Here is a 21404-nt window from a genome sequence, read left to right as displayed (position 1 = left end):
CCGGTGCCGTCAAGGGCCCCTCCCCAGCCCGTTCCGGCGGATCAGCCATTCACTTTCACTTAACCACCCCGGCGAGCTTCGGTCCGGCCCCCGAAACGTGACGTTAAGATGGGACGTTGATCACTGGAGGTAACACGACGCCAGTGGACCCGATCGACGTGCCCAACAGCCCTGCCAAGCTGCCGAAACTGTTTTCGCCGACGGCGATCGTCGCCGCCGTCGTGACGGCGATGAGCGTTTTCGTGCTCGGTCTGTTGATCTGGAAGGCGGTCGAGTCGCGCACGACGGCGCTGGCGCAGGGCGAGCGCGACATCCGCAACCTCACCCACTCGCTGGCGGAGCACGCCTCGCACTCGCTCCAGGCGATCGACGTATCCATGAACGCCATGGTCGACCTTCTGAAATACCAGAAGCCGCGCGTCGACCGCTTCAACGCCGCCCTGCGCAAGACCGCAGACGCGCTGCCGCAGATCAGGGAGATCGGCGTGATCGACCCCGACGGCAACCGGATCTATTCGTCGGCCGCGGAGTTGCCCGCGCACAACAATGCCGATCGCGGCTATTTCATCAGCCATCGCGACTCGCCGGATGCGACGCTGCACATCAGCGAACCGTTGCAGTCGCGCCTCACCGGCCAACCGACCATCGTGCTGTCGCGGCGCGTCACCAGGGAAGACGGCAGCTTCGGCGGCGTGCTGTTTGCGACCATCGAAAGCAGCTACTTCGACAAGTTCTACCAGGCCTTCAAATTCGGTCCGCATGCCGGAATTACCCTGCTTCGCCTCGACGGCGTCGTCCTCGCGCATTGGCCGACGGGCAAGTGGAGCAAGGAGGTTTCCGCGGCCTTCAAGGCGCAGATCCAACAGGACCGCGCGGGCTACACGAAGACCACATCGCCGTTCGATGGCCGCGTCAAATTTCTCGGTTTCGAACGCGCATCGCAGTATCCGATCGTGGTCACCGTCGCGCTGCCGGAAGCCCAGGTGCTCGCCGCATGGCACGAGGATCTGCGCAACGACCTGCTTGTCGCCATCATCCTGATGGGAAGCGTCATCCTGTTCGCGATCCTGCTCGGCAAGGAATTCGCCAAGCGGGCCAAGGTCGCGCGGATGCTGAGGGAACGCGAGGCGCGCTACCGGCTGCTTGCCGACAACATCGCCGACGTCGTGATCCTGCTCGACCGCGACGGCCGCTTCCTGTTCGTGTCGCAGTCGGTCGAGACAATCCTCGGCCGTAAGCCCGACGACCTGATCGGCAAATCCTGCTTCGACTTCGTGCATCCCGATCACCTCGCCGACGTCGCCAGGGCGACAGCGGAATTGACCAACTGGACCACCACCAAGACCGTCGAATTCAAGACCTTCCGCGCCGACGGCAGCGAAGTGTGGGTGGAGATCAACTTCAAGCTGGCCGGACTTGCGGAAGATCACCAGGCCATCGAGGTGGTCGGCGTGCTGCGCGACGTGACCGAGCGCCGCAAGATGGAGGACGAGCTCAACGCGCTGAACCTCCGCCTGTCGGAGCTTGCGACCACCGACGGCCTGACCACGCTCGCCAACCGGCGCAGCTTCGACAGCGCGCTGCCGCGCGAATTCCGCGACCGCGAGGTGATCTCCCTGATCATGCTCGACATCGATCACTTCAAGGGTTTCAACGACACGCAGGGCCATCAGGCCGGCGACGAATGCCTGAGGCGGGTGGCGCGCGTGATCGCGGATGCCACCACCAACACGACGGCGATGGCGGCGCGATACGGCGGCGAGGAATTCGCGATCATCCTGCCCGGCGTCGGCGAGCAGGATGCGCTGAAGGTCGCCGAAGCCATGCGCCTGACGGTACGATCGCTGGCGATCGCCAACCCGGCGGCGCGGCGCGGCGTGGTCTCGATCAGTCTCGGCATTGCCAGCCGATCGGCTGCGACCGCGAACGAGACCGAATTGCTCGGCCAGGCCGATCTCGCGCTCTACGAGGCGAAGCGTTCGGGACGCGACCGCACCGTGCTGGCCTCGTCGCTTGCCGGTGACAATCATTCCGCGGGGCGGAAACAGTACGCCTGACATACTATGCGCCAGGTGCCATCCAGGGTACCGCTGCGCTGCGGAATCCGCCCTAGACCGCCCGGCTTTTTCAATTACAATTGCGCCTGACAAGACATTGGGCAGGACGTTTGAATGGGCATCATTGCGGCACTGGTGATCGGTGCGATTGCCGGCTGGCTCGCTGGGCTGATCGTGCGCGGCGCGGGCTTCGGGCTGATCGGCAACATCGTCGTCGGCATCATCGGTGCGCTGGTGGCGAGTTGGCTGTTGCCGCGACTGGGCGTCAGCCTCGGCGGCAGCGCGATCCGCGACATCGTCAACGCGACGATCGGCGCCGTGATCGTGCTGGTGATCCTGTCGGTGATCAGACGCGCGTGACCGGAAAATCCGCATCCCCAACGACCGCTGCGAGAGCGGTCGTTTCATGTTGAGGCCGAACCGGCCAGCGAACGAAGCAAGGCAAACAGATAGATGAAATTCACGGGTACCAAGGACTACGTCGCCACCGATGACCTCAAGGTCGCCGTCAATGCCGCCATCGTGCTCGAGCGCCCGCTGCTGGTGAAGGGCGAGCCCGGCACCGGCAAGACCGTGCTGGCCGAGGAAGTCGCCAAGGCGATCGATGCGCCGCTGCTGACCTGGCACATCAAGTCGACCACCAAGGCGCAGCAGGGCCTCTACGAATACGACGCGGTGTCGCGGCTGCGCGACAGCCAGCTCGGCGACGCGCGGGTGTCCGACATCAAGAACTACATCAAGCGCGGCAAGCTGTGGGAGGCCTTCACCCACGAGAAGCGCCCGGTGCTGCTGATCGACGAGATCGACAAGGCCGACATCGAATTTCCGAACGACCTGCTGCTCGAACTCGACCGCATGGAGTTCCACGTCTACGAGACCGGCGAGACCGTCAAGGCGAAGCTGCGCCCGATCGTGATGATCACGTCGAACAACGAGAAGGAACTGCCGGACGCCTTCCTGCGCCGCTGCTTCTTCCACTACATCAAGTTCCCCGACGCCGACACCATGGGCAAGATCGTCGACGTGCACTTCCCCGGCATCAAGAAGCGGCTGGTTGAGGAAGCACTGCGGATCTTCTTCGAAGTCCGCGAGGTGCCGGGCCTGAAGAAGAAGCCGTCGACCTCGGAGCTGCTCGACTGGCTCAAGCTGCTGTTGAACGAGGACATCACGCCCGAGATGCTCAGGGAGCGCGATCCGCGCAAGCTGATCCCGCCGCTGCACGGCGCGCTGCTCAAGAACGAACAGGACGTGCATCTGTTCGAGCGGCTGGCCTTCCTCAGCCGCCGCGAAGTCTAGTTTCGACAACGGCAGGCGCCGGGCGATGGCTCCGGCGTTTTGCTTCGATAGCTCAACGAACAATCCAACAAAAACAATCCAACAAACAAGAAGACCAGGGAAGATGAACGTCCAGACCCAGATCCGGGCCGAAGAGCCCGTCACGACAGAGCATTTCGACGTCCTGATCGCCGGCGCCGGCATCTCCGGCGTCGGCGCCGCCTACCACCTCGCCACGCAATGCAAGGGCACCAGCTTCGTGGTGCTGGAGACGCAGAAGACGTTCGGCGGCACCTGGTCGACGCATCGCTATCCCGGCATCCGCTCCGACAGCGACCTGCACACCTTCGGCTATCGCTTCAAGCCGTGGACCAGCGCGCCGATCGCGACCGCGGCCGAGATCCTGAAATACATGGGCGAGGTGATCGAGGAGAACGATCTCGCCCGCCACATCCGCTATCGCCACACCATCACCGCGGCGAAGTGGTCGAACGAGACCAATCTGTGGACCATCGATGCCACGCGCATCGACAGCGGCGAGCGGCTGCGCTTCACCACCAACTTCTTCTGGATGTGCCAGGGCTATTATCGCCACGACGCCGGCTACACGCCCGAATGGACCGACATGGCGAAGTTCAAGGGCACGGTCGTGCATCCGCAGACCTGGCCCGACGACCTCGACTACAAGGGCAAGCGGGTGATCGTGATCGGCTCCGGCGCCACCGCGGCGACCTTGATCCCGGCGATGGCCAAGGACGCCGGCCATGTCACCATGCTGCAGCGTTCGCCGACCTATTTCCGCACCGGCCGCAACGCGATCGAGATCGCCGAGGAGCTGCGCCGGCTGCAGGTCGACGAGCACTGGATCCACGAGATCGTCAGGCGCAAGATCCTGTTCGAGCAGGACGCCTTCACCAAGCGCACCTTCGCCGAGCCGGAAGGCGCCAAGAAGGACCTGCTGGCGGCGGTCGAAGCCGTCCTCGGCAAGGACTACGACATCGCCACCCACTTCACGCCGAGCTACCGGCCGTGGCGGCAGCGCATCGCCTTCGTTCCGGACGCCGACCTGTTCCACGCCATCAAGGGCGGCAAGGCGTCCGTCGTCACCGACGAGATCGATCGCTTCACCGAGAAGGGCATCCTGCTCAAGTCCGGCAAGGAGCTCGAGGCCGACATCATCATCACCGCGACCGGCTTCCACCTCTCCGCCAATGGCGGCATCGACTTCGAGATCGACGGCAAGCCGCTCGACTTCGCCGACACCGTGACCTATCGCGGCATGATGTTCACCGGCGTGCCTAACCTCGTCTGGGTGTTCGGCTATTTCCGGGCCAGCTGGACCTTGCGCGTCGACCTCGTCGCCGACTTCGTCTGCCGCATGCTCAAGCACATGAAGGAGACCGGCGTGAGCAAGGTGACGCCGGCGCTGCGCCCCGAAGACCACAACATGCCGCTGCTGTCGTGGATCGATCCGGAGAACTTCAACCCCGGCTACATGATGCGCGGCATGCACCTGTTGCCGAAGCGCGGCGACAAGCCGGAGTGGCAGCACAACCAGGACTACTGGGCCGAGAAGGACGAATTCCCGGCGATCGACCTCGAGGACAAGGCATTCGTCTACGGCTGAGCTTCTTCTGCTTTCCGGTCTCCAACGGCGACACACCCACCGCTGTCGTCCCGGCGAAGGCCGGGACCCATACTCCGCGGCGTATGTTGTCGACGGGGGCTCGTCATTCCACCGGCGCTCAACAATGAGTTTCGGTGGTTATGGGTCCCGGCCTTCGCCGGGACGACGCTGAGCGATCATCGTCGCGCCCAGCTCTTCCCTCACGCATATTCCGGCAGCTTCGCCGCCGCTTCGGGGGTCTTGCCGCGGATCATGTCGGAGGCCTTGTCGGCGATCATCAGGGTCGAGGCGTTGAGGTTGGCTGAGATCATCCGCGGCATGATCGAGGCGTCGATCACGCGCAGGCCCTCCATGCCGTGGACCCGAAGCTGGTCGTCGACCACGGCCCACGGCGCGTCGGCCGGTCCCATCCGGCAGGTGCAGCCGGGATGAAAGGTGGTGGTGCCGCGCTGGGTCGCGGCCGCCAGCAGCTCGTCGTCGCTCGTAACCTTCGGACCAGGAAAGTCCTCATAGGCGTAGTACGGGCTGAGCGGCTCGGAGGCGAGCAGCCGGCGCGCCAGCTTCATGCCGGCAACGACAACACGGCGGTCGATTTCCTCGGCGAGATAATTGGTCTGGATGATCGGCGGCGCAAACGGATCGGCGGAGCGGATCCGGACGTAGCCGCGGCTCTCCGGCCGCTGCTGCCATGACGCCACCGTCATGCCGGGCTCGTCCTCGAGCTGGCCCTGCACGCCTTCCTTGTAGCTCGCCGGCGTGAAGGTGAGCTGCAGATCGGAGCTCTCGGTGGTCTCGCCGGAATGCCAGAAGCAGTAGACCATGGTCGGAGACAGCGACAGCAGGCCGCGCCGCGTCGTCGCCCATTTGATCGCCTCGCCCCACAGGCTGAGGCCGCGGCGCATTTCGTTGATGGTCCGGATGTTCTTGACCCGCGCCACCGAGCGCGGCGCGTAGTGATCCTGCAGGCCTTCGCCGACACCCGGCAGCGCGTGGCGCACCTCGATGCCGTGCGCCTGCAACAGCTCGGGCGAACCGACGCCGGAGAGCTGCAACAGCTGCGGCGAGTTGTAGGCGCCGCCGGAGAGGATGATTTCCTTGGTGGCGCGGATCTCCAGGGGATCGCCGTGCTTGCCGCCGCGGTTGTAGCGCACGCCGACCGCGCGCTTGCCCTCGAAGATGATGCCGGTGACATGGGCATGCGTGCGCACGTCGACATTCGGCCGACGCCGCGCCGGATGCAGGAACGCGGTCGCGGCGCTGACCCGGCGGCCGTTCAGGATGGTGCGCTGGCAGTAGGACACACCCTCCTGGATCTGGCCGTTATAGTCGGGGTTGCGCGGAATGCCGAGCGAGACCGCGCCGGCCATGAAGGCCTCGCAGAGCGGATCCTGCCAGTCCATCGTAGTCACGGTGAGATTGCCGTCGCGGCCGCGATAGGTGTCGTCGCCCTCGCCGATCCGCCTCTCCATGCGCCGGAAATACGGCAGCACGTCGGGATAGCCCCAGCCGCGATTGCCGAGCTGCGCCCAAGTGTCGAAATCCTGGCGCTGGCCGCGATTGTAGATGTGGCCGTTGATCGAGGATGAACCGCCAAGCGTCTTGCCGCGCGGCGCGTAGATGCTGCGCCCGCCGGTATAGGGACCCGGCTCCTGCTGGTAGGCCCAGTTCACGCTCTTCATATGGAAGGTCTTGATGAAGCCGGCCGGCAGATGGATGTAGGGATGCCAGTCGCTCGGCCCCGCCTCGAGCACGCAGACCCTGGTGCCCGCGTCTTCGCTCAACCGGTTGGTCAGCACGCTCCCGGCGGAGCCTGCGCCGATAATCACATAATCGAACGTTTCCATCGTCTCGTTTCTTGGCGATGACGTCAGCGTCAACGCACCTTTTCGTGGAGTTGATAGTTGAGATGGGCCTTCACCGTCGGCCATTCGCTGGCGATGATGCTGTAAACCACGGTGTCGCGCAACGTGCCGTTGGGCGCGATCTGATGGCTGCGCAGAATGCCGTCCTGTTTGGCGCCCAGGCGCTCGATGCCGCGCCGGCTCTGGTGATTGAAGAAATGCGTACGGAACTCGACCGCGATGCAATCGAGCTTCTCGAACGCGTGCTGGAGCAGCAGCAGTTTGCACTGCGTATTGACTGCGCTGCGCTGCACACGCTTCGCGTACCAGGTCGAGCCGATCTCGACGCGGCGGTTCGGCGTGTCGATGTTCATGTAGGTGGTCATGCCGGAAATCCGGTCTTCGACGTCGAACACCGTGAACGGCAGCATGGTGCCGGCGGCCTGCAGGCCGAGCCTGCGGTCGATCTCCTTGGCCATGTTCTCCGGCTGCGGAATTGCGGTGTACCAGAGGTTCGAGAGGCCACCGTCCTTCACCGCTTCGACCAGCCCGTCGCGATGATCGTGGGACAGCGGCTCCAGCCGCGCATGCGCGCCGCGAAGGGTGACCGGTTCAAGCCAGGGCATTTTGCATCCTTTCCGTCATTGCGAGGAGCGAAGCGACGAAGCAATCCATCTCTCCGCGTCCGTGGCTACATGGATTGCTTGGCTTCGCTCGCAATGACGCTCCTACGTCACTTGTTCAGAAAATTCAGCGGCAATCCCGGGCGCGACCAGTCCATCGCGATCAGCTCGCCCTTGCCCGATAGCGTGATGTAGGCGGTCTTCAGATCGGGGCCGCCGAAGGCGATGTTGGTGGTGACGCGGTCGCCGGTCGGCACCTGCTCGACCACGGTGCCGTCGGGCGCGATCACCGAGATGCAGCCCGAGATCAGCGTCGCGACACAGACATTGCCGTTGGCTTCGACGGCGAGCGAGTCGAACATCTGGTAGCCGCCGAGGCCAGCGATCGGCTTGCCGCGCTCGCCGCGATAGATCACGTCGCGCGGCTTGATGGTGCCGGGCTCGGAGACCTCATAGGCCCACAGCCGCGCGGTCGGCGTCTCCGCGATGTAGACGGTCTTCTCATCCGGCGAGAGGCCGATACCGTTCGCCGGCAGGATGCCGTGCACGGCCTCGACGATCTCGTTCATGCCGGGCTTCAGATAGTAGAACGCGCCGACATCCATGTCGCGGGCACGGCGCTTGCCGAGATCGGAGAACCACAGGCCGCCCTGTCTGTCGAACACCAGGTCGTTCGGCCCGCGCAGTTCGTGCTCGCCGCACTTCGTCACCACGGTCTCGACTTTGCCGGATTGCAGATCGACGCGCTGGATCGAGCCGCCGAGATAATCCTCCGGCTGCGGCCCCGGCATGATCATGTTGCGGGTCGGGATCCAGGAGAAGCCGCCATTGTTGCAGATGTACATCTTGCCGTCGGGGCCGAGCGCCGCGCCGTTCGGGCCGCCCGGCACCTTGGCGACGATCTCCTTGCGGCCATCGGGATAAACCCGGGTCAGCCGCTGGCCGCGGATTTCGACCAGCACGACCGAACCGTCCGGCATGACGACCGGACCTTCGGGAAACTCGAGATCGGTGGCGAGAACTCGGATATTGGCCATGGCATCCTCCCGGCTCTTTGGCTGCAGGCGGATTCCAAACGGTCCCGCATGCGCAACGTTGTTGTTTCATCCTGTTATCGCAAACGGGGTTTGGCTTGCCAAGCAATTGCCCCGCAACGCTGCCCGGCGTTGCGGTGGGATGGTGCGGCATCCAACGCTGTCGCTACCGTGACTCTGTCAAATCCGTCATCCTGAGGAGACGCGAAGCGGCGTCTCGAAGGATCGGCGGCCACCAGCCGGGCCGTGCATCCTTCGAGGCTCGCTCTGCTCGCAGGATGACGGGAGAGACATCACGCAATTCGAAGCACGCAGGATACAACATTGTATTCTCGCGGCATGAACTGCCGGAGCTTTGCTCCCGCCCTCTCCCCCTCACCGGGGAATGACGATGGAGAGGGAGCCGCGCGCCGCGATTGCGTCAGCTCAGCGAGCCCGCATGCACCCACCAGCCGGGGTGATCGGTGCGGAGCTTTTCGCCGGCGGCCTCTGCGTCGGCGTCGGTGGCGAAGACCGAAAAGCAGGTCGCGCCGGAGCCCGACATGCGCACGAGACGAACGGACGTCGTCTCGCGCAATGCGGACAGCACGTCGCTGATCACGGGCTCGATGCGCGCGGCAGGGCCTTCGAGATCGTTGGTGCCGCGCGACAGCGCCTCGATCCAGTCGTCGATTACACAGCCGGCCTCCGGCCAGGACGGCGCCTGGATCATGACATCGGTGGCGCCGATCAGCAGTTCGCCATGGCGCAGGCCGAGTGCATTGAAGACATCCTTGGTCGCAACCGGCACGCGCGGATTGACCAGCACGCAGGGCATCTTCGGCAGATCGAGCGGCAGCAGGCCTTCGCCGACGCCGGTCATGTCGCAGGCCCGCGAGGCGACGCACACCGGCACGTCGGCGCCGGTCTGCAGCGCGACCTCCATGATCCTGCTGTCGTCCAGCGAGAGCTCGTTGAGCCGCGCCAACAGCCGCAGCGCGGCCGCGGCGTCCGCCGAGCCGCCGCCGATACCGGCCGCAACCGGCAGCACCTTCTCCAGCGTGAAGTGGCCGACCTCGAGATCCGCGACGCGCTCGCCGAGCAGGCGCGCGGCCTTGAGCACCAGATTGTCCGATGTATCGCCGCAGGCATCGGCCAGCGGTCCCGCCATCGTCAACGACAGCTCGCGGCCCGGCTCGAGCGTGAGACGATCGGCGCAATCGGCAAACGCGACGACGCTCTCCAGGTCGTGGAACCCATCGACGCGCCGCCCGACAACCTTCAGTGTCAGGTTGACCTTGGCACGCCCTTCTTCAATCAGCGCCGGCACGGCGATAAACCCCTAAAAACAAACATCATGATGCGATTAGCGTAAATCGCCGTACGATCCTATCCCTTTGTTTGCATGGAAATTCCGCGATTTGGGGTACATCCGAGGGCGCCTCACAGTGATGCCCATGTCTGCTCCGTCATTCCGGGGCGATGCGCAGCATCGAACCCGGAATCTCGAGATTCCCCGATGCGCAATTGCGCATCTGAGGTTCGCCCTTCGGACGCCCCGGAATGACCGGGCTGGTGGATCGACGCAAATGCCCGGGGAGAGCCCGGGCATCGCGGTATTTCTGGAAATGCAGTGCGAGGACGCGGACTAGCCGCCCTTGCCGTCGTCGTCCTTCTTCTTGTCGGCGGCGGCGGCGTTGGAGGTGTCGTCGGGCAGGCCGTTGTCGATCTTGGCCTGGATCTTCGGCAGCTCCTCCGGCTCGGGCTTGAGGTCGCGGGCATGCGCCCACTGGAACTTGGCTTCCAGGGTACGGCCGACGCGCCAATAGGCATCGCCGAGATGGTCGTTGATGGTCGGATCTTCCGGCTTCAGGTCGATCGCGCGCTCGAGGTTCTTCACCGCCTCATCGTAATTGCCGATGCGATAGTAGGCCCAACCGAGCGAGTCGACGATGTAGCCGTCGTCGGGGCGCTGATCGACGGCACGCTTGATCATCTTCATGCCTTCGTCGAGGTTGATGCCCTGGTCGATCCAGGAATAGCCGAGATAGTTCAGCACATGCGGCTGCTCGGGCTGCAGCTCGAGCGCCTTGCGCATGTCGGCCTCGGCCTTGTTCCACTGCTTGGAGCGCTCCTCACAGATGCCGCGGTAGTAATAGGTGACCCAGGCATTCTTGTCGCCGCCGGCGGCCGGCAGCGCGTCGATCGCCTGCGAATAGGTGGTGGCGCAGTCGGCGAACTTCTTGCGGCCGCGCTCGATATTGCCGAGTGCCAGGATCGCCTCGATGTCCTTCGGCTGGTCGGCCGTGACTTCCTTGAGGATCTTGATCGCCTCCTCGCTGCGGTCGGCGGCGTCGAGATTGGTCGCGAGCTGGATCTGCGCGTTGCGCTTCAGCGGCGAGGACGCCGGCATCCGCTCATAGACCTTGATCGCCATCTGCGGCTTCTTCACCGATTCATAGAGATCGGCGAGCGAGAGCAGCGCCAACGGATGGTTCGGCTGCAGATAGAGCGCGAGCTGCAGATAGACCAGCGCGAGGTCCTCGCCGCCGCGGCGGGTCAGCGTCGCGCCGATGCCGTACAGCGCTTCCGCAGCGCCGGCCTGCGGTGAATCGATCAGCGGCGGCAGCTTCTTGCCGGCCTTCGTCTCCTTGATGCCTTCGAGCACCAGCGGATGCCGCGGCAGCTTCTTGTCGAAAGCCTCGTACATCGCGGTGGCGGCGGCGGCATCCTTGTTGCGCGAGGTCCAGCGCGCATATTCGTCGACCGTGCGCAGCATCGAATCGTCGAGCTTGTAGACCTTCTCGAAGCGGGCGCCGGCATCCTTCTCCTTGCCGGCGAGCTCGTAGATCATGCCGGCATGCAGGTCCTTGAAGATCGGATACCACTCGGGGCCGGTCAGCTTGTCGATCGAGGCGACCGCAGCCTTGCTGTCGCCTGAGCCATAGGCCGCCCAAGCCGACAGCAGCGTGGCCACGAGGTCGGTTATCGGGCCGCGGACCGACTGGTTGATGTTGGACTGCGCGGCGGCGTATTTCTTCAGCCTGAGGTCGCGCACGCCGACCACGAGGCGGGCGACGCGGTTGGCCTTGTCCTGGGTCAGGATGCGGTCGGCGAGCTTGACCGCCTCCTCGATGTCGCCGTCGGCGAGCGAGGAGATGAAGGCGCGGTCGAGCAGCTCGGAATTCTTCGGATCGGTGCGCAGCGCCGAGCGGTAGAACGCCGCGGCCGAGGCCGCATCGCGCTCGACGCTGGCATGGCGGGCGGCGAGATAGCTGCCGGCTGTCGTCAGCGACTTCAGGTCGTTCTTGGACGGGAATTGCGCGGTATTGTCGGTCGGGTGGTCCGGCGTTTGCGCCGACAGCTGCGCAGGCGCGGCGAGCGCCGCGGCAGCGAGAAGGGCAATCGTCAAGCGGTTGAAACGGGTGGACAGCATCACGGTCGCCTTGCTCCAGGGATGTACAGCCAAGATGGATTTTACGGCCAAGATCTTGCGATCAGTCTCAAAATGCGAACCCAAGCGGCGGCATCACGGCGAGCCGACAATGCCGCTTTTGGCGTTTATCCGCAAGGATCGCCCGTCGCGAATCAATTGACAGATTAGGCCTTTAGACCCGCCGATCCAGCCAGCCCCACCGCAAGACGCTCCCACTATGGCGGTATCGTGACCGGGCTGGGCATATTCGCGCGCAGACGCAAAAAGCGCCCGATCCTGGCGCCACGGCCCCCTTGTTCCGCGTCTCCCAATGCATCCGACGGTGCAATCCGGCCGCTCCACGCGCGGAGAGGCCAAGCGGTGGTTGCCGCAGGAAGCGCTGCGGCTCACGCAAATGTGGTCGGCCGTTTGGGCCTTACATCGCCTCGTAGTTCGGACCGCCGCCGCCCTCCGGAGGAACCCAGGTGATGTTGCCGTTGGGGTCCTTCACGTCGCAGGTTTTGCAATGGACGCAGTTCTGCGCGTTGATCTGGAAGCGCGGCGCGGAGCCCTCCTCGACCCACTCATAGACGCCGGCCGGGCAGTAGCGGTTGGAGGGACCGGCGAACACGTCGTGCTCCGACGTCTTCTGCAGGTTCATGTCGGCGACCTTGAGGTGGACCGGCTGGTCCTCCTCGTGATTGGTGTTGGACAGGAACACCGACGACAGCTTGTCGAACGAGATCTTGCCGTCCGGCTTCGGATAGGCGATCGGCTGGTGCTGCTTGGCCGGATCGAGCGTCTTGCGGTCCGGCTTGGCGTGCGACTGGGTGCCGAACAGCGAGAAGCCGAGCGTGTTGCACCACATGTCGAAGCCGGACACCACCATGCCGAACATGGTGCCGAACTTCGACAGGAACGGCTTGGCGTTGCGGACCTTGAACAGGTCCTTGCCGATCGACGACGAGCGCCAGGCGTTTTCGTACTCGACGAGTTCGTCGTTGGCACGGCCGGCACCGAGCGCGGCGGCGACGTGCTCGGCGGCGAGCATGCCCGAGCCCATCGCGTTGTGGACGCCCTTGATGCGCGGCACGTTGACGAAGCCCGCGGCGCAGCCGATCAGCGCGCCGCCCGGGAACGAGAGCCGCGGCACCGACTGGTAGCCGCCCTCGGTGATGGCACGCGCGCCATAGGCAAGGCGCTTGCCGCCCTCGAACAGCTCGCGGACGTCGGGATGCGTCTTGAAGCGCTGGAATTCGTCGAACGGCGACAGATAGGGATCGTCGTAATTGAGATGCACGACGAAGCCGACCGCGACGCGGTTGTCGTCGTAGTGATAGAGGAACGAGCCCCCGCCGGTCTTGTCCTTCAGCGGCCATCCGAGCGTATGCTGCACCCGGCCCTTCTTGTGCTTTGCCGGGTCGATCTGCCAGACTTCCTTCAAGCCGATGCCGAACTTCGGCGGCTCGCTCTTGGCATCGAGCTGGTACTTCGCGATCAGCTGCTTCGACAGCGAGCCGCGCGCGCCCTCGGCGAACAGCGTGTACTTGCCGAGCAGCTCCATGCCGCGGGTGTAGGAATCCTTGTGGCTGCCGTCCTTGGCGATGCCCATGTCGCCGGTCGCGATGCCGCGCACCGCGCCGTTGTCGTCATAGAGCACCTCAGTGGCGGCGAAGCCCGGATAGATCTCGACGCCGAGCGCCTCCGCCTTCGGCGCCAGCCAGCGGCAGACATTGCCGAGCGAGCCGATGTAGCAGTGATGATTGTGCATCAAGGGCGGCATGATGAAGTTCGGGATGCGGAACCAGCCCTGCGACGTCGTCAAATAGAAGCGGTCGCTCGTGACCTGCGTCTTCAGCGGGCAGTCGGCATCCTCGCGCCAGTCGGGCACCAGCTTGTCGAGGCCGGCCGGATCGATCACCGCGCCCGAGAGAATGTGCGCGCCGACCTCGGAGCCCTTCTCCACCACGACGATCGAGAGCTCCGGATTGAGCTGCTTCAGCCGGATCGCGGCCGACAGGCCCGACGGGCCGGCGCCGACGATGACGACGTCGAATTCCATAGACTCGCGCGGAGGAAGGTCTTCAGCACTCATGATCTTGATCTCAGCCCATTGAGAACGCTTCTAAGCTTTTCAAAAGTCGTTGTTTCCGATTTTTCGCGGAAGGACAACCATGGAATTGCGCTTCGATGGGTTTGCACGGCCCCGATCCCGCAGAGAATAATCTTTTCCGAAAACCGGCCTCCACTTTTCCCATTCATGCTCTAGATTGCAGACATCATGGCCCTGATGCCCGAGCCCACCCCTACACTGCAGCAATTGCTGGCCTTTTACCTCGAGGCCGGGGTCGATTGCGCGCTTGGCGACGAGCCGATCAACCGGCTCGAGGAGCCGGAGCCAGTTCCCGCTCCCGCCGCGCCGCGGCCGGTGGCGCTCAATCCGCTGCGTCCGCCGCCGATGCCGGCAGTTCCGCGCAGCGAAATCACCGTCGCGCCTGATGCCGCGATCGCCTCGGCGCGCGAGGCGGCGCGGACCGCGCCGACGCTGGAAGCGTTGCGCACGCTGATGGAGACGTTCGACGGCTGCGCGCTGAAACACACCGCGACCAGGCTGGTGTTCGCCGACGGCAATCCGCAGGCGCGCGTGATGTTCGTCGGCGAGGCGCCGGGCCGCGACGAGGACATCGAGGGGCTGCCGTTCGTCGGCCGCTCCGGCAAGCTGCTCGACCGCATGATCGCGGCGATCGGGCTCGACCGCAGCAAGGCCTATATCGCCAACGTCATCCCGTGGCGGCCGCCGGGCAACCGCACGCCGACGCCGCAGGAAACGCAGGTGTGCCTGCCCTTCATTCAGCGCCACATCGAACTGGTGAATCCCGACGTGCTGGTGACGCTCGGCAACCCCTCGACGCAGGCGCTGCTCGGCACGCGCGAAGGCATCATGCGCACGCGCGGCAAATGGATCGACTACGACACCGGCACGCGCGCGATCCGTGCGGTTGCGACGTTCCACCCGGCGTATCTGCTGCGCTCGCCGTCGTACAAGAGATTGTCGTGGCAGGATCTGCGCGCGATTTCGAAGGTGCTGCAGCAAGCAACGGCTTCATGACTTCGTAGCCCGGATGGAGCGAAGCGCAATCCGGGTCAGGCCGCAGCAAGTTGAGAAAGCGGCCCCGGATTTCGCTACGCTCCATCCGGGCTACTGCTAACCGACCCTCACGTCCCCTTCGGCCGCACGATCGCCCAGCCGATCCGCAGCACCGGCTGCCGTCCATTGACCAGCCGGTCGAACGAGCGCGGCACTTCCGGCACCAAACCCGGAAAGCGCTGCGCGAGTTCAGGCGGCGGCGTGCCGGCGGTGTCCTGCGCGCGCCAGACCACGACGCCGCCGGTCTCGTTGAATTTTGCAACGGACAGCCACGGCGTCCGCTGCGGCGTGGCGTCGAGCAAAAGATGCGGGCGGCGCCCGTTCATCGCGATCAGGCTGGCGATTTCAGGGTCGCCGGCCACCGCGCGCAGGCGCTGGTTGGTGCGGCGCTCATAGGCGTCGTCGAAGAAGCGCCCCATCGCGGCTGCCGGCAGCGAGGTCGGCACCTCCTTCGTGCTGGTCCAGGGCAGGAACAGCGCCGCGGCCAGCGCCACCGCGGCGGGCGCAGCGATGGCCAGGGCCCACACCGAGCGCAACAGCCGCTGCCGCCGGAGCGAGATCAGATCGCCGGTTGCGACGACGACGGCGAGCCCCGACATCAACAGCGCCACGCCGGCGCCGCCGAAGGCGCGATCCAAATCGAACAGCCCGGAGATGAAGCTGCTCACGATCGCCGGCGCGAACGCGAAGAAATAGACGAATTGCTGCGCCAGCGGGCTGACGGAGGGGCGATAGATGATCGGCGCGTCCTCGGCGTCGCGGGCGAACCAGCGCGAATTGAGGATCGCCAGCAGCACGATTCCACCGGTCGCCACGATCAGCCCGCCGAGCACGACGCCCCAGCGCAGCGCGCGCGCCTTGAGATCGGCAGCCGCGGGCAAGGCCGGCGGCGCCAGCACGTGGGCGCGGACCAGCCAGATCAGATAGGGCAGCGCCAGCACAATGATGACCAGCAGCGCGTAGAGCGGATCGATCGACTTGAGCGTGCGCCGCCCGCGCTCGGTCGCCAGCGCAAAACCGACCACGAGCAGGATCATGCCGATCGCCGCCGGCGTCGTCAGCAGCAGCAGGCGCGCAATCGATCGACCAGGCGAACCAGGCGCTGCGCCGGTTCTGCCCGATCAACTGCCAGGAATGCAGCAGCAGCAGCGCCCAGAGCGGACGCGCCAGGATCAGCGGGCCGAACTCGACGCTCGGCGAGGAGAACACCACGACCGTCATCGACAGCAGCACCGCCAGCACGCCCTGCGGGCCGCCGACGATGGCGCGTGCCAGCTGGTAGAGGGCGATGAAGGTTGTGATCTCGCAGACCTGCGCCAGCAGATAGACGCCGAACACGTGATTGCCGGCGGCGCGGAAGGCGATGTCGGCGAGCCAGAACGCCAGCGGCGGCCCCATGTCGGTGCCGACCTGATATTCGCGGCCGAAGGCGAGGATGGTGGCGAGATCGCCGGGCGGGCTGCCGTAGAAGATCAGCGGCAGCAGCAGCCAGATCGCGGCCTGCACCAGCACCACGACCCAGACCACGAGGCGCGGCCGGGCGCGGATCAGTTCGACAACCAGGGAGGTAAACCGCATGAAACGCCTGAAATGCCCCAGCCACCCGCGAGCATGATCCGGAAAAGTGCGAAGCGGTTTTCCGAAAAGATCATGCTAAAACACGGCGGCGCCATCTGATCCCGAGGGTTTTGATAAACGGCGAAGGCTGTGGAGGCAACCGGCCTCGAGTATGCCGGTGCACTTAACCTCAAACTCCGCTGTCGTCATCCCGCGAAAGCGGATGATCCGGTACGCCGGGGCCTCTCGCGAAAACGACCGTCGCTGGAATACTGGATCGCCCGGCCCCGTCTACGCCAATGCTTCGACGCGGCATGCGGACCTGGGCGCGCCGAAGCTTCAGCGAAGGCGGCGAGCCGGGCGACGACACCGTTGTGTGCGTTGGCGCCGCTGCCTGGGCGGTCGTCGTCGCCCTCTAGGCCGCCTCTGACGCCGCGGCTTCGCTTTCCGCATCGACCTTGAACAGGTCGGGCTCGGCGAGAAGCGGGAAATGCTTGAGCCGCGCGGCGACGACGGGGGCGAAGAAGCTGCGGTGATGGGTGGTCGGCCCGAGCCGGTCCAGCGCCTCGAGGTGCTCGGGCACGCCATAGCCCTTGTGCTGTTCGAAGCCGTAGCCGGGGCAATCCAGCGCCAGCTGGCACATCAGGCGGTCGCGCGTCACCTTGGCGATGATCGAGGCGGCCGCGATCGAGGCCACGATGCCGTCGCCGCCGATCACGGCGTCGCAGTCGCAGGGCGTGGCGAGCTTGTCGCGGCCGTCGACGAAGACGTGGTTGGGCATTTCCGGCAGCGCATGCACCGCGCGCGCCAGCGCCCACAGCGAGGCGCGCAGGATATTGTCGCGGTCGATTCGCGCCGGCGAGGCCACCGCGACCGAGAATGCGGCAGTCGCGCAGATCTCCTCGAACAGTTCCTCGCGGCGCTCGGCGGAGAGCCGCTTGGAATCGTCGAGCCCCTTGGGAACGCGCGCAGGATCGAGCACCACGGCGGCGGCAACCACCGGCCCGGCCAGCGGGGCCACGCCCGGCCTCGTCGCAGCCGGCGACCGGCCAGACGCCGCGCTTGATCAGCGCGCGCTCACGCCGGAAGCTCGGCCGCGTCACGACGGTGATGCGCTTGTCCGGCTTGGCTGATTTGGCCGGCGCCTTCTTGGACGTGGTTTTGGACTTGTCCCGAATCATGCGGGGATGGTGATCAAGCTGGCCCGGCGGCGCAACCGGGAACCTGATGCCCTTCCCCGTTATTCAAACCGGCTCGCTCTAATCCGGAATCGACACCCGCCCGTTATCGAGAACCTCGAAACCCGGCGCGCGCACCACTTCCCAGGCGTGGCCGTCGGGATCGCCGAAATAGCCGCAATAGCCGCCATAGCTGGTCGGCTGCGCGGGCTTCAGCAATGTGGCGCCCTTCGACAGCGCGAACGCCATCACCCGATCGACCTCGGCGTCGTCGTTGCAGTTCCAGGCGATCGAAACGCCGCGGAATGCAGCCGGCCGCGGCTGATCGGGCAGCCCGACATCGTCGGCGAGCAGATGCCACGGAAACAGCCCGAGCACGCTGCCGCCGGTCTCGAAGAACGCAACCTCCTCGCCGGTCGCGCGCATCTTCCTGGTGAAGCCGAGGGACTCGTAGAAGGCGATGCTGGCGCGCATGTTGCTGACGCCGAGCGTGAGGACGGTGAAGCGTGCGGTCGGGGCGTTACTCATTGTTGCACTCACTCTATTTATGGATCTATGCGTCGTCGCCTTGTTGTTCTTCGTAGCCCGGATGAAGCGAAGCGCAATCCGGGCCTCGTGTCAGCGGCAAGATTCCCGGATTTCGCTGCGCTTCATCCGGGCTACTGGATTTCGGCTAGAACAAGCTCAGCTGCTGCCCGTTGCGTTTCGGCTTGGCGAAGTGATCGGTGGTCAGCTTGGTGCGCCGCTTGTTGAGGCCGAGCTTTTCGCAGGCGATTTCGAAGCGGCGGCCGATCATCCAGGCCATCGGGCCGGTGCCCTTCATCCGCGTGCCCCACTGCGAATCGTAATCGCGGCCGCCGCGCATGTCGCGGATCAGCGTGAAGACGTGGCGATAGCGGTCGGGATAGTTTGCCATCAGCCATTCGCGGAAGAGATCGCGGACCTCGAGCGGCAGCCGCAGCAGCACGTAGCTCGCCTCCCTGGCGCCGGCGTGCACGGCGGCATCGAGGATGCGCTCGATCTCGGAGTCGTTCAGCGCCGGGATCACCGGTGCGACCATCACGGTGGTCGGGATGCCGGTATCGGCAAGGCGCTTGATCGCCTCGAGCCGCTTCGGCGGGGTCGAGGCGCGCGGCTCCATGGTACGGGCGAGCTTCGGGTCGAGCGTCGTCACCGAGAGTGCAACCTTGGCCAGGTTGCGCTTGGCCATCCGCGCCAGGATGTCGATATCGCGGGTCACCAGCGCCGACTTGGTCACGATACCGACCGGATGGCCGGCGCGCTCCAGCACCTCGAGGATCCCGCGCATGATCTTCCGTTCGCGCTCGATCGGCTGATACGGATCGGTGTTGGTGCCGATCGCGATCATCCGCGCCTCGTAGTCGGGCGCCGCCAGTTCCTTCTCGAGCAGCGCGGGCGCGTCCGGCTTGGCGAACAGTTTTGACTCGAAGTCCAGCCCCGGCGACAGGCCGAGATAGGCGTGGGTCGGCCGCGCGAAGCAATAGACGCAGCCATGCTCGCAACCGCGATAGGGATTGATCGAGCGATCGAAGCCGATGTCGGGCGAGTCGTTGCGGGTGATCACCTTGCGCGAGGTATCGAGCGCGACCGAGGTCTGGAACGGCGGCAGGTCTTCGAGGCTCTGCCAGCCGTCATCGAAGGCTGTCCGCGCCTCGGCCTCGTAGCGGCCGCTGGCATTGGACTGCGCGCCGCGGCCGCGCCGCCGCTCGCGCTCGATAGCGACCGCAAGCTCGGGAAAAGGGGTGGGTGCACCCGCCGGGTTATCGGAGGGCGCCGTTACCGGCGGGTGCTTGAGGGCATGAGAGGATGCTCGGCTCATGCTCTGAAGCTAGCACAGCCTAGGAACAAATCAAGAACACGAGCGGAGAAATTCCACAAAGTGATGGCGCAAAAATCTGCAGGCGAACAGGCTGCTTTGAATATGACAAGGTGATAACACGGCCGGAGTTTCCAGAACCATTTGAGCCAGCGAAGCCTCAAATCATGCTGAGCGTGATCATTCCAACCGACGGGATCGAGCGCACCGCGGTCGCGACATTGGCGGCGCTGGTGCCGGGCGCGGCCGCCGGTGTGATCCGCGAAGTGCTGCTGGTCGACCGCACCAATACCGACATCATGGAGCGCGTCGCCGACGTCGCCGGCTGCCGCTTCCTGCGCTTCGAGGGCACCCGCGCCGCGGCGCTCGCGGCCGGCGCACGCCAGGCGCGCTCGCCCTGGCTGATGTTCCTGCATCCTGGCGCGGTGCTCGATGCCGGCTGGATCGAGGAGACCACCCAGTTCATCCAGATGGTGGCGGCCAGCGGCAAGGACCGCGCCGGCATCTTCCGCTACGCCCGCGCGCCCTACTCCGACCCCGGGCTGCGCGACGGCCTCAAATTCGTCGCCCGGATGATCGCCGGCCCCTCGGCGGAACAGGGCCTGCTGATCGCGCGCCAGCATTACGAGCGGATCGGCGGCTACCGGCCGGACGCCCCCCGCTCCGAGGCGCGGTTGTTGCGCCGGCTCGGCCGCTCCTCCCGCACCATGCTGCGCAGCCGGATCATGGTGGCTTGAGAAAGCGCTTGCAGATTGTTTGATTCCGTCAAATAATATGTTTGATGAAATCAAATTCCAATGCCACCCTCGAGAGCCAGGTCGCCGCGGTCCGCGGCTTCAACCGGTTCTATACCCGCAAGCTCGGCATCATCGAGCCGAAGCTGCTGCAATCCCCGTTCACGCTGCAGGAAGCGCGGATCATCTACGAGCTCGCGCATCGCGAGGACTGCACCGCGACCGACCTGGTGCGCGATCTCGACCTCGATGCCGGCTTCGTCAGCCGCACGCTGGCGGCACTGCAGCGCCGCCAGATCGTGACGCGCAAGCCGTCGAAGGCCGACAAGCGGGTCAATGAGGTGGCCCTCACCGCCAGGGGCCGCGCCGCGTCCGCCGACCTCGAAAGCCGCTCGCGCGCCGAGGTCGGCGCGCTGCTGAAGCAGATGGACGGCGACCGCCGTGCGGCCGTGGTGCGTGCGATGGGCACGATCGAGCAGTCGCTGCAGCCACCGGCTGAGAAGCCGGTCGGCTTCCTGCTGCGCAGCCACCGCGTCGGCGACATGGGCTGGGTCGTCTCGCGTCAGGGACAAGCCTACGCAGAGGAATATGGCTGGGACATCAGCTACGAGGCGCTGGTGGCCGAGATCTGCGCGCAGTTTCTGCGATCGTTTGATCCGGCCTGCGAGCATTGCTGGATCGCGGAGGTCGATGGCGAGCCGGTCGGCTCGATCTTCCTGGTCAACGGCGGCGACGGGGTCGCCAAGCTGCGGCTGTTGCTGGTCGAGGAGAAGGCGCGCGGGCTCGGCGTCGGCCGCGCGCTGGTCGAGCAATGCATCCGCACCGCGCGCGAGAAGGGCTACAGGAAGATGACGCTGTGGACCCAGAGCATTCTGGTCGCCGCACGCGGCATCTACGCCCGCGCCGGCTTTCAGCGCGTGAAGGAAGAGAAGCACCACAGCTTCGGCGTCGACCTCATCGGCGAGACCTGGGAGCTAGATCTGTGAGACCGCAGCGCCGCGAAACCGGGCGGCGCGTCACGGCGGAGCTCATCACATTCTATACCCGCAGGGCCCACGCGCTGCGGGCCGAGGCGTATCGCAGGGCGGTTCGGGCGGCG

General features: G+C 65.5%; 15 protein-coding genes and 2 pseudogenes. 7 read left to right on the top strand and 10 right to left on the bottom strand.

Annotated elements, in window-relative coordinates:
• The first annotated feature begins 158 nt into the window (after positions 1–158).
• The 4 genes from ACVILL_RS23490 to ACVILL_RS23475 all read left to right on the top strand — a co-directional run bounded on the left by ACVILL_RS23490 (position 159) and on the right by ACVILL_RS23475 (position 4959).
• Positions 159–2057: a diguanylate cyclase gene (locus ACVILL_RS23490; RefSeq protein WP_456731206.1), complete on the top strand. Its 1899-nt coding sequence runs from the start codon at positions 159–161 to the stop codon at positions 2055–2057.
• 114 nt (positions 2058–2171) lie between these two features.
• Positions 2172–2417, top strand: coding sequence for a GlsB/YeaQ/YmgE family stress response membrane protein (locus ACVILL_RS23485; RefSeq protein WP_456731205.1), 246 nt, complete (start codon positions 2172–2174; stop codon positions 2415–2417).
• A gap of 93 nt (positions 2418–2510) precedes the next feature.
• Complete coding sequence (locus ACVILL_RS23480) at positions 2511–3353, top strand: AAA family ATPase (protein ID WP_456731204.1); 843 nt, start codon at positions 2511–2513, stop codon at positions 3351–3353.
• 103 nt (positions 3354–3456) lie between these two features.
• On the top strand, positions 3457–4959 hold the full coding sequence (locus ACVILL_RS23475; RefSeq protein WP_456731203.1) for a flavin-containing monooxygenase: 1503 nt from the start codon (positions 3457–3459) through the stop codon (positions 4957–4959).
• Between the two features lie 200 nt (positions 4960–5159).
• On the opposite strand, the gene ACVILL_RS23470 is transcribed toward ACVILL_RS23475, so the two are convergent.
• The 6 genes from ACVILL_RS23470 to ACVILL_RS23445 form a co-directional block, all read right to left on the bottom strand.
• Entirely contained in the window at positions 5160–6803 is a 1644-nt protein-coding gene (locus ACVILL_RS23470) for a GMC family oxidoreductase (protein WP_456731202.1), read from the bottom strand.
• A 29-nt stretch (positions 6804–6832) separates the two neighbouring features.
• Positions 6833–7426 carry a GNAT family N-acetyltransferase gene (locus tag ACVILL_RS23465; RefSeq protein WP_456731201.1) on the bottom strand — a complete coding sequence of 198 codons (594 nt, stop codon included), beginning with the start codon at positions 7424–7426 and terminating at the stop codon, positions 6833–6835.
• A 107-nt stretch (positions 7427–7533) separates the two neighbouring features.
• On the bottom strand, positions 7534–8460 hold the full coding sequence (locus ACVILL_RS23460; protein WP_456731200.1) for an SMP-30/gluconolactonase/LRE family protein: 927 nt from the start codon (positions 8458–8460) through the stop codon (positions 7534–7536).
• A gap of 418 nt (positions 8461–8878) precedes the next feature.
• Positions 8879–9766 carry a 4-(cytidine 5'-diphospho)-2-C-methyl-D-erythritol kinase gene (locus tag ACVILL_RS23455; protein WP_456731199.1) on the bottom strand — a complete coding sequence of 296 codons (888 nt, stop codon included), beginning with the start codon at positions 9764–9766 and terminating at the stop codon, positions 8879–8881.
• Between the two features lie 318 nt (positions 9767–10084).
• Positions 10085–11872, bottom strand: coding sequence for a tetratricopeptide repeat protein (locus ACVILL_RS23450; RefSeq protein ID WP_456731198.1), 1788 nt, complete (start codon positions 11870–11872; stop codon positions 10085–10087).
• A gap of 415 nt (positions 11873–12287) precedes the next feature.
• Positions 12288–13946 carry an electron transfer flavoprotein-ubiquinone oxidoreductase gene (locus ACVILL_RS23445; protein WP_456731197.1) on the bottom strand — a complete coding sequence of 553 codons (1659 nt, stop codon included), beginning with the start codon at positions 13944–13946 and terminating at the stop codon, positions 12288–12290.
• 192 nt (positions 13947–14138) lie between these two features.
• On the opposite strand from ACVILL_RS23445, the gene ACVILL_RS23440 reads away from it, so the two are divergent.
• On the top strand, positions 14139–14960 hold the full coding sequence (locus tag ACVILL_RS23440; RefSeq protein WP_456734342.1) for a uracil-DNA glycosylase: 822 nt from the start codon (positions 14139–14141) through the stop codon (positions 14958–14960).
• Between the two features lie 107 nt (positions 14961–15067).
• On the opposite strand, the pseudogene ACVILL_RS23435 reads toward ACVILL_RS23440, so the two are convergent.
• The 4 genes and pseudogenes from ACVILL_RS23435 to ACVILL_RS23420 all read right to left on the bottom strand — a co-directional run bounded on the left by ACVILL_RS23435 (position 15068) and on the right by ACVILL_RS23420 (position 19574).
• Positions 15068–16577 (bottom strand): annotated as a pseudogene (locus ACVILL_RS23435) (glycosyltransferase family 39 protein).
• Between the two features lie 394 nt (positions 16578–16971).
• Positions 16972–17737, bottom strand: a pseudogene (locus ACVILL_RS23430) (ribonuclease HII).
• Positions 17738–17815: 78 nt separating this feature from the next.
• Positions 17816–18262, bottom strand: a complete 447-nt coding sequence (locus tag ACVILL_RS23425; RefSeq protein ID WP_456731196.1) for a VOC family protein — start codon at positions 18260–18262, stop codon at positions 17816–17818.
• 145 nt (positions 18263–18407) lie between these two features.
• The gene (locus ACVILL_RS23420) at positions 18408–19574 is read right to left on the bottom strand and encodes a PA0069 family radical SAM protein (protein ID WP_456731195.1); all 1167 of its coding nucleotides are present in this window, start codon (positions 19572–19574) and stop codon (positions 18408–18410) included.
• A 164-nt stretch (positions 19575–19738) separates the two neighbouring features.
• Between ACVILL_RS23420 and ACVILL_RS23415 the strand changes: the two genes are divergently transcribed.
• Both ACVILL_RS23415 and ACVILL_RS23410 read left to right on the top strand, forming a co-directional pair.
• Positions 19739–20308: a glycosyl transferase gene (locus tag ACVILL_RS23415; RefSeq protein WP_456731194.1), complete on the top strand. Its 570-nt coding sequence runs from the start codon at positions 19739–19741 to the stop codon at positions 20306–20308.
• Positions 20309–20352: 44 nt separating this feature from the next.
• Entirely contained in the window at positions 20353–21291 is a 939-nt protein-coding gene (locus ACVILL_RS23410) for a bifunctional helix-turn-helix transcriptional regulator/GNAT family N-acetyltransferase (protein ID WP_456731193.1), read from the top strand.
• Positions 21292–21404 lie beyond the last annotated feature (113 nt).

This window comes from Bradyrhizobium sp. USDA 3364 (genome assembly GCF_054056355.1).
Note: the sequence above shows the minus strand (reverse complement) of the source record. Positions and strands in the feature narration are given on the sequence as shown.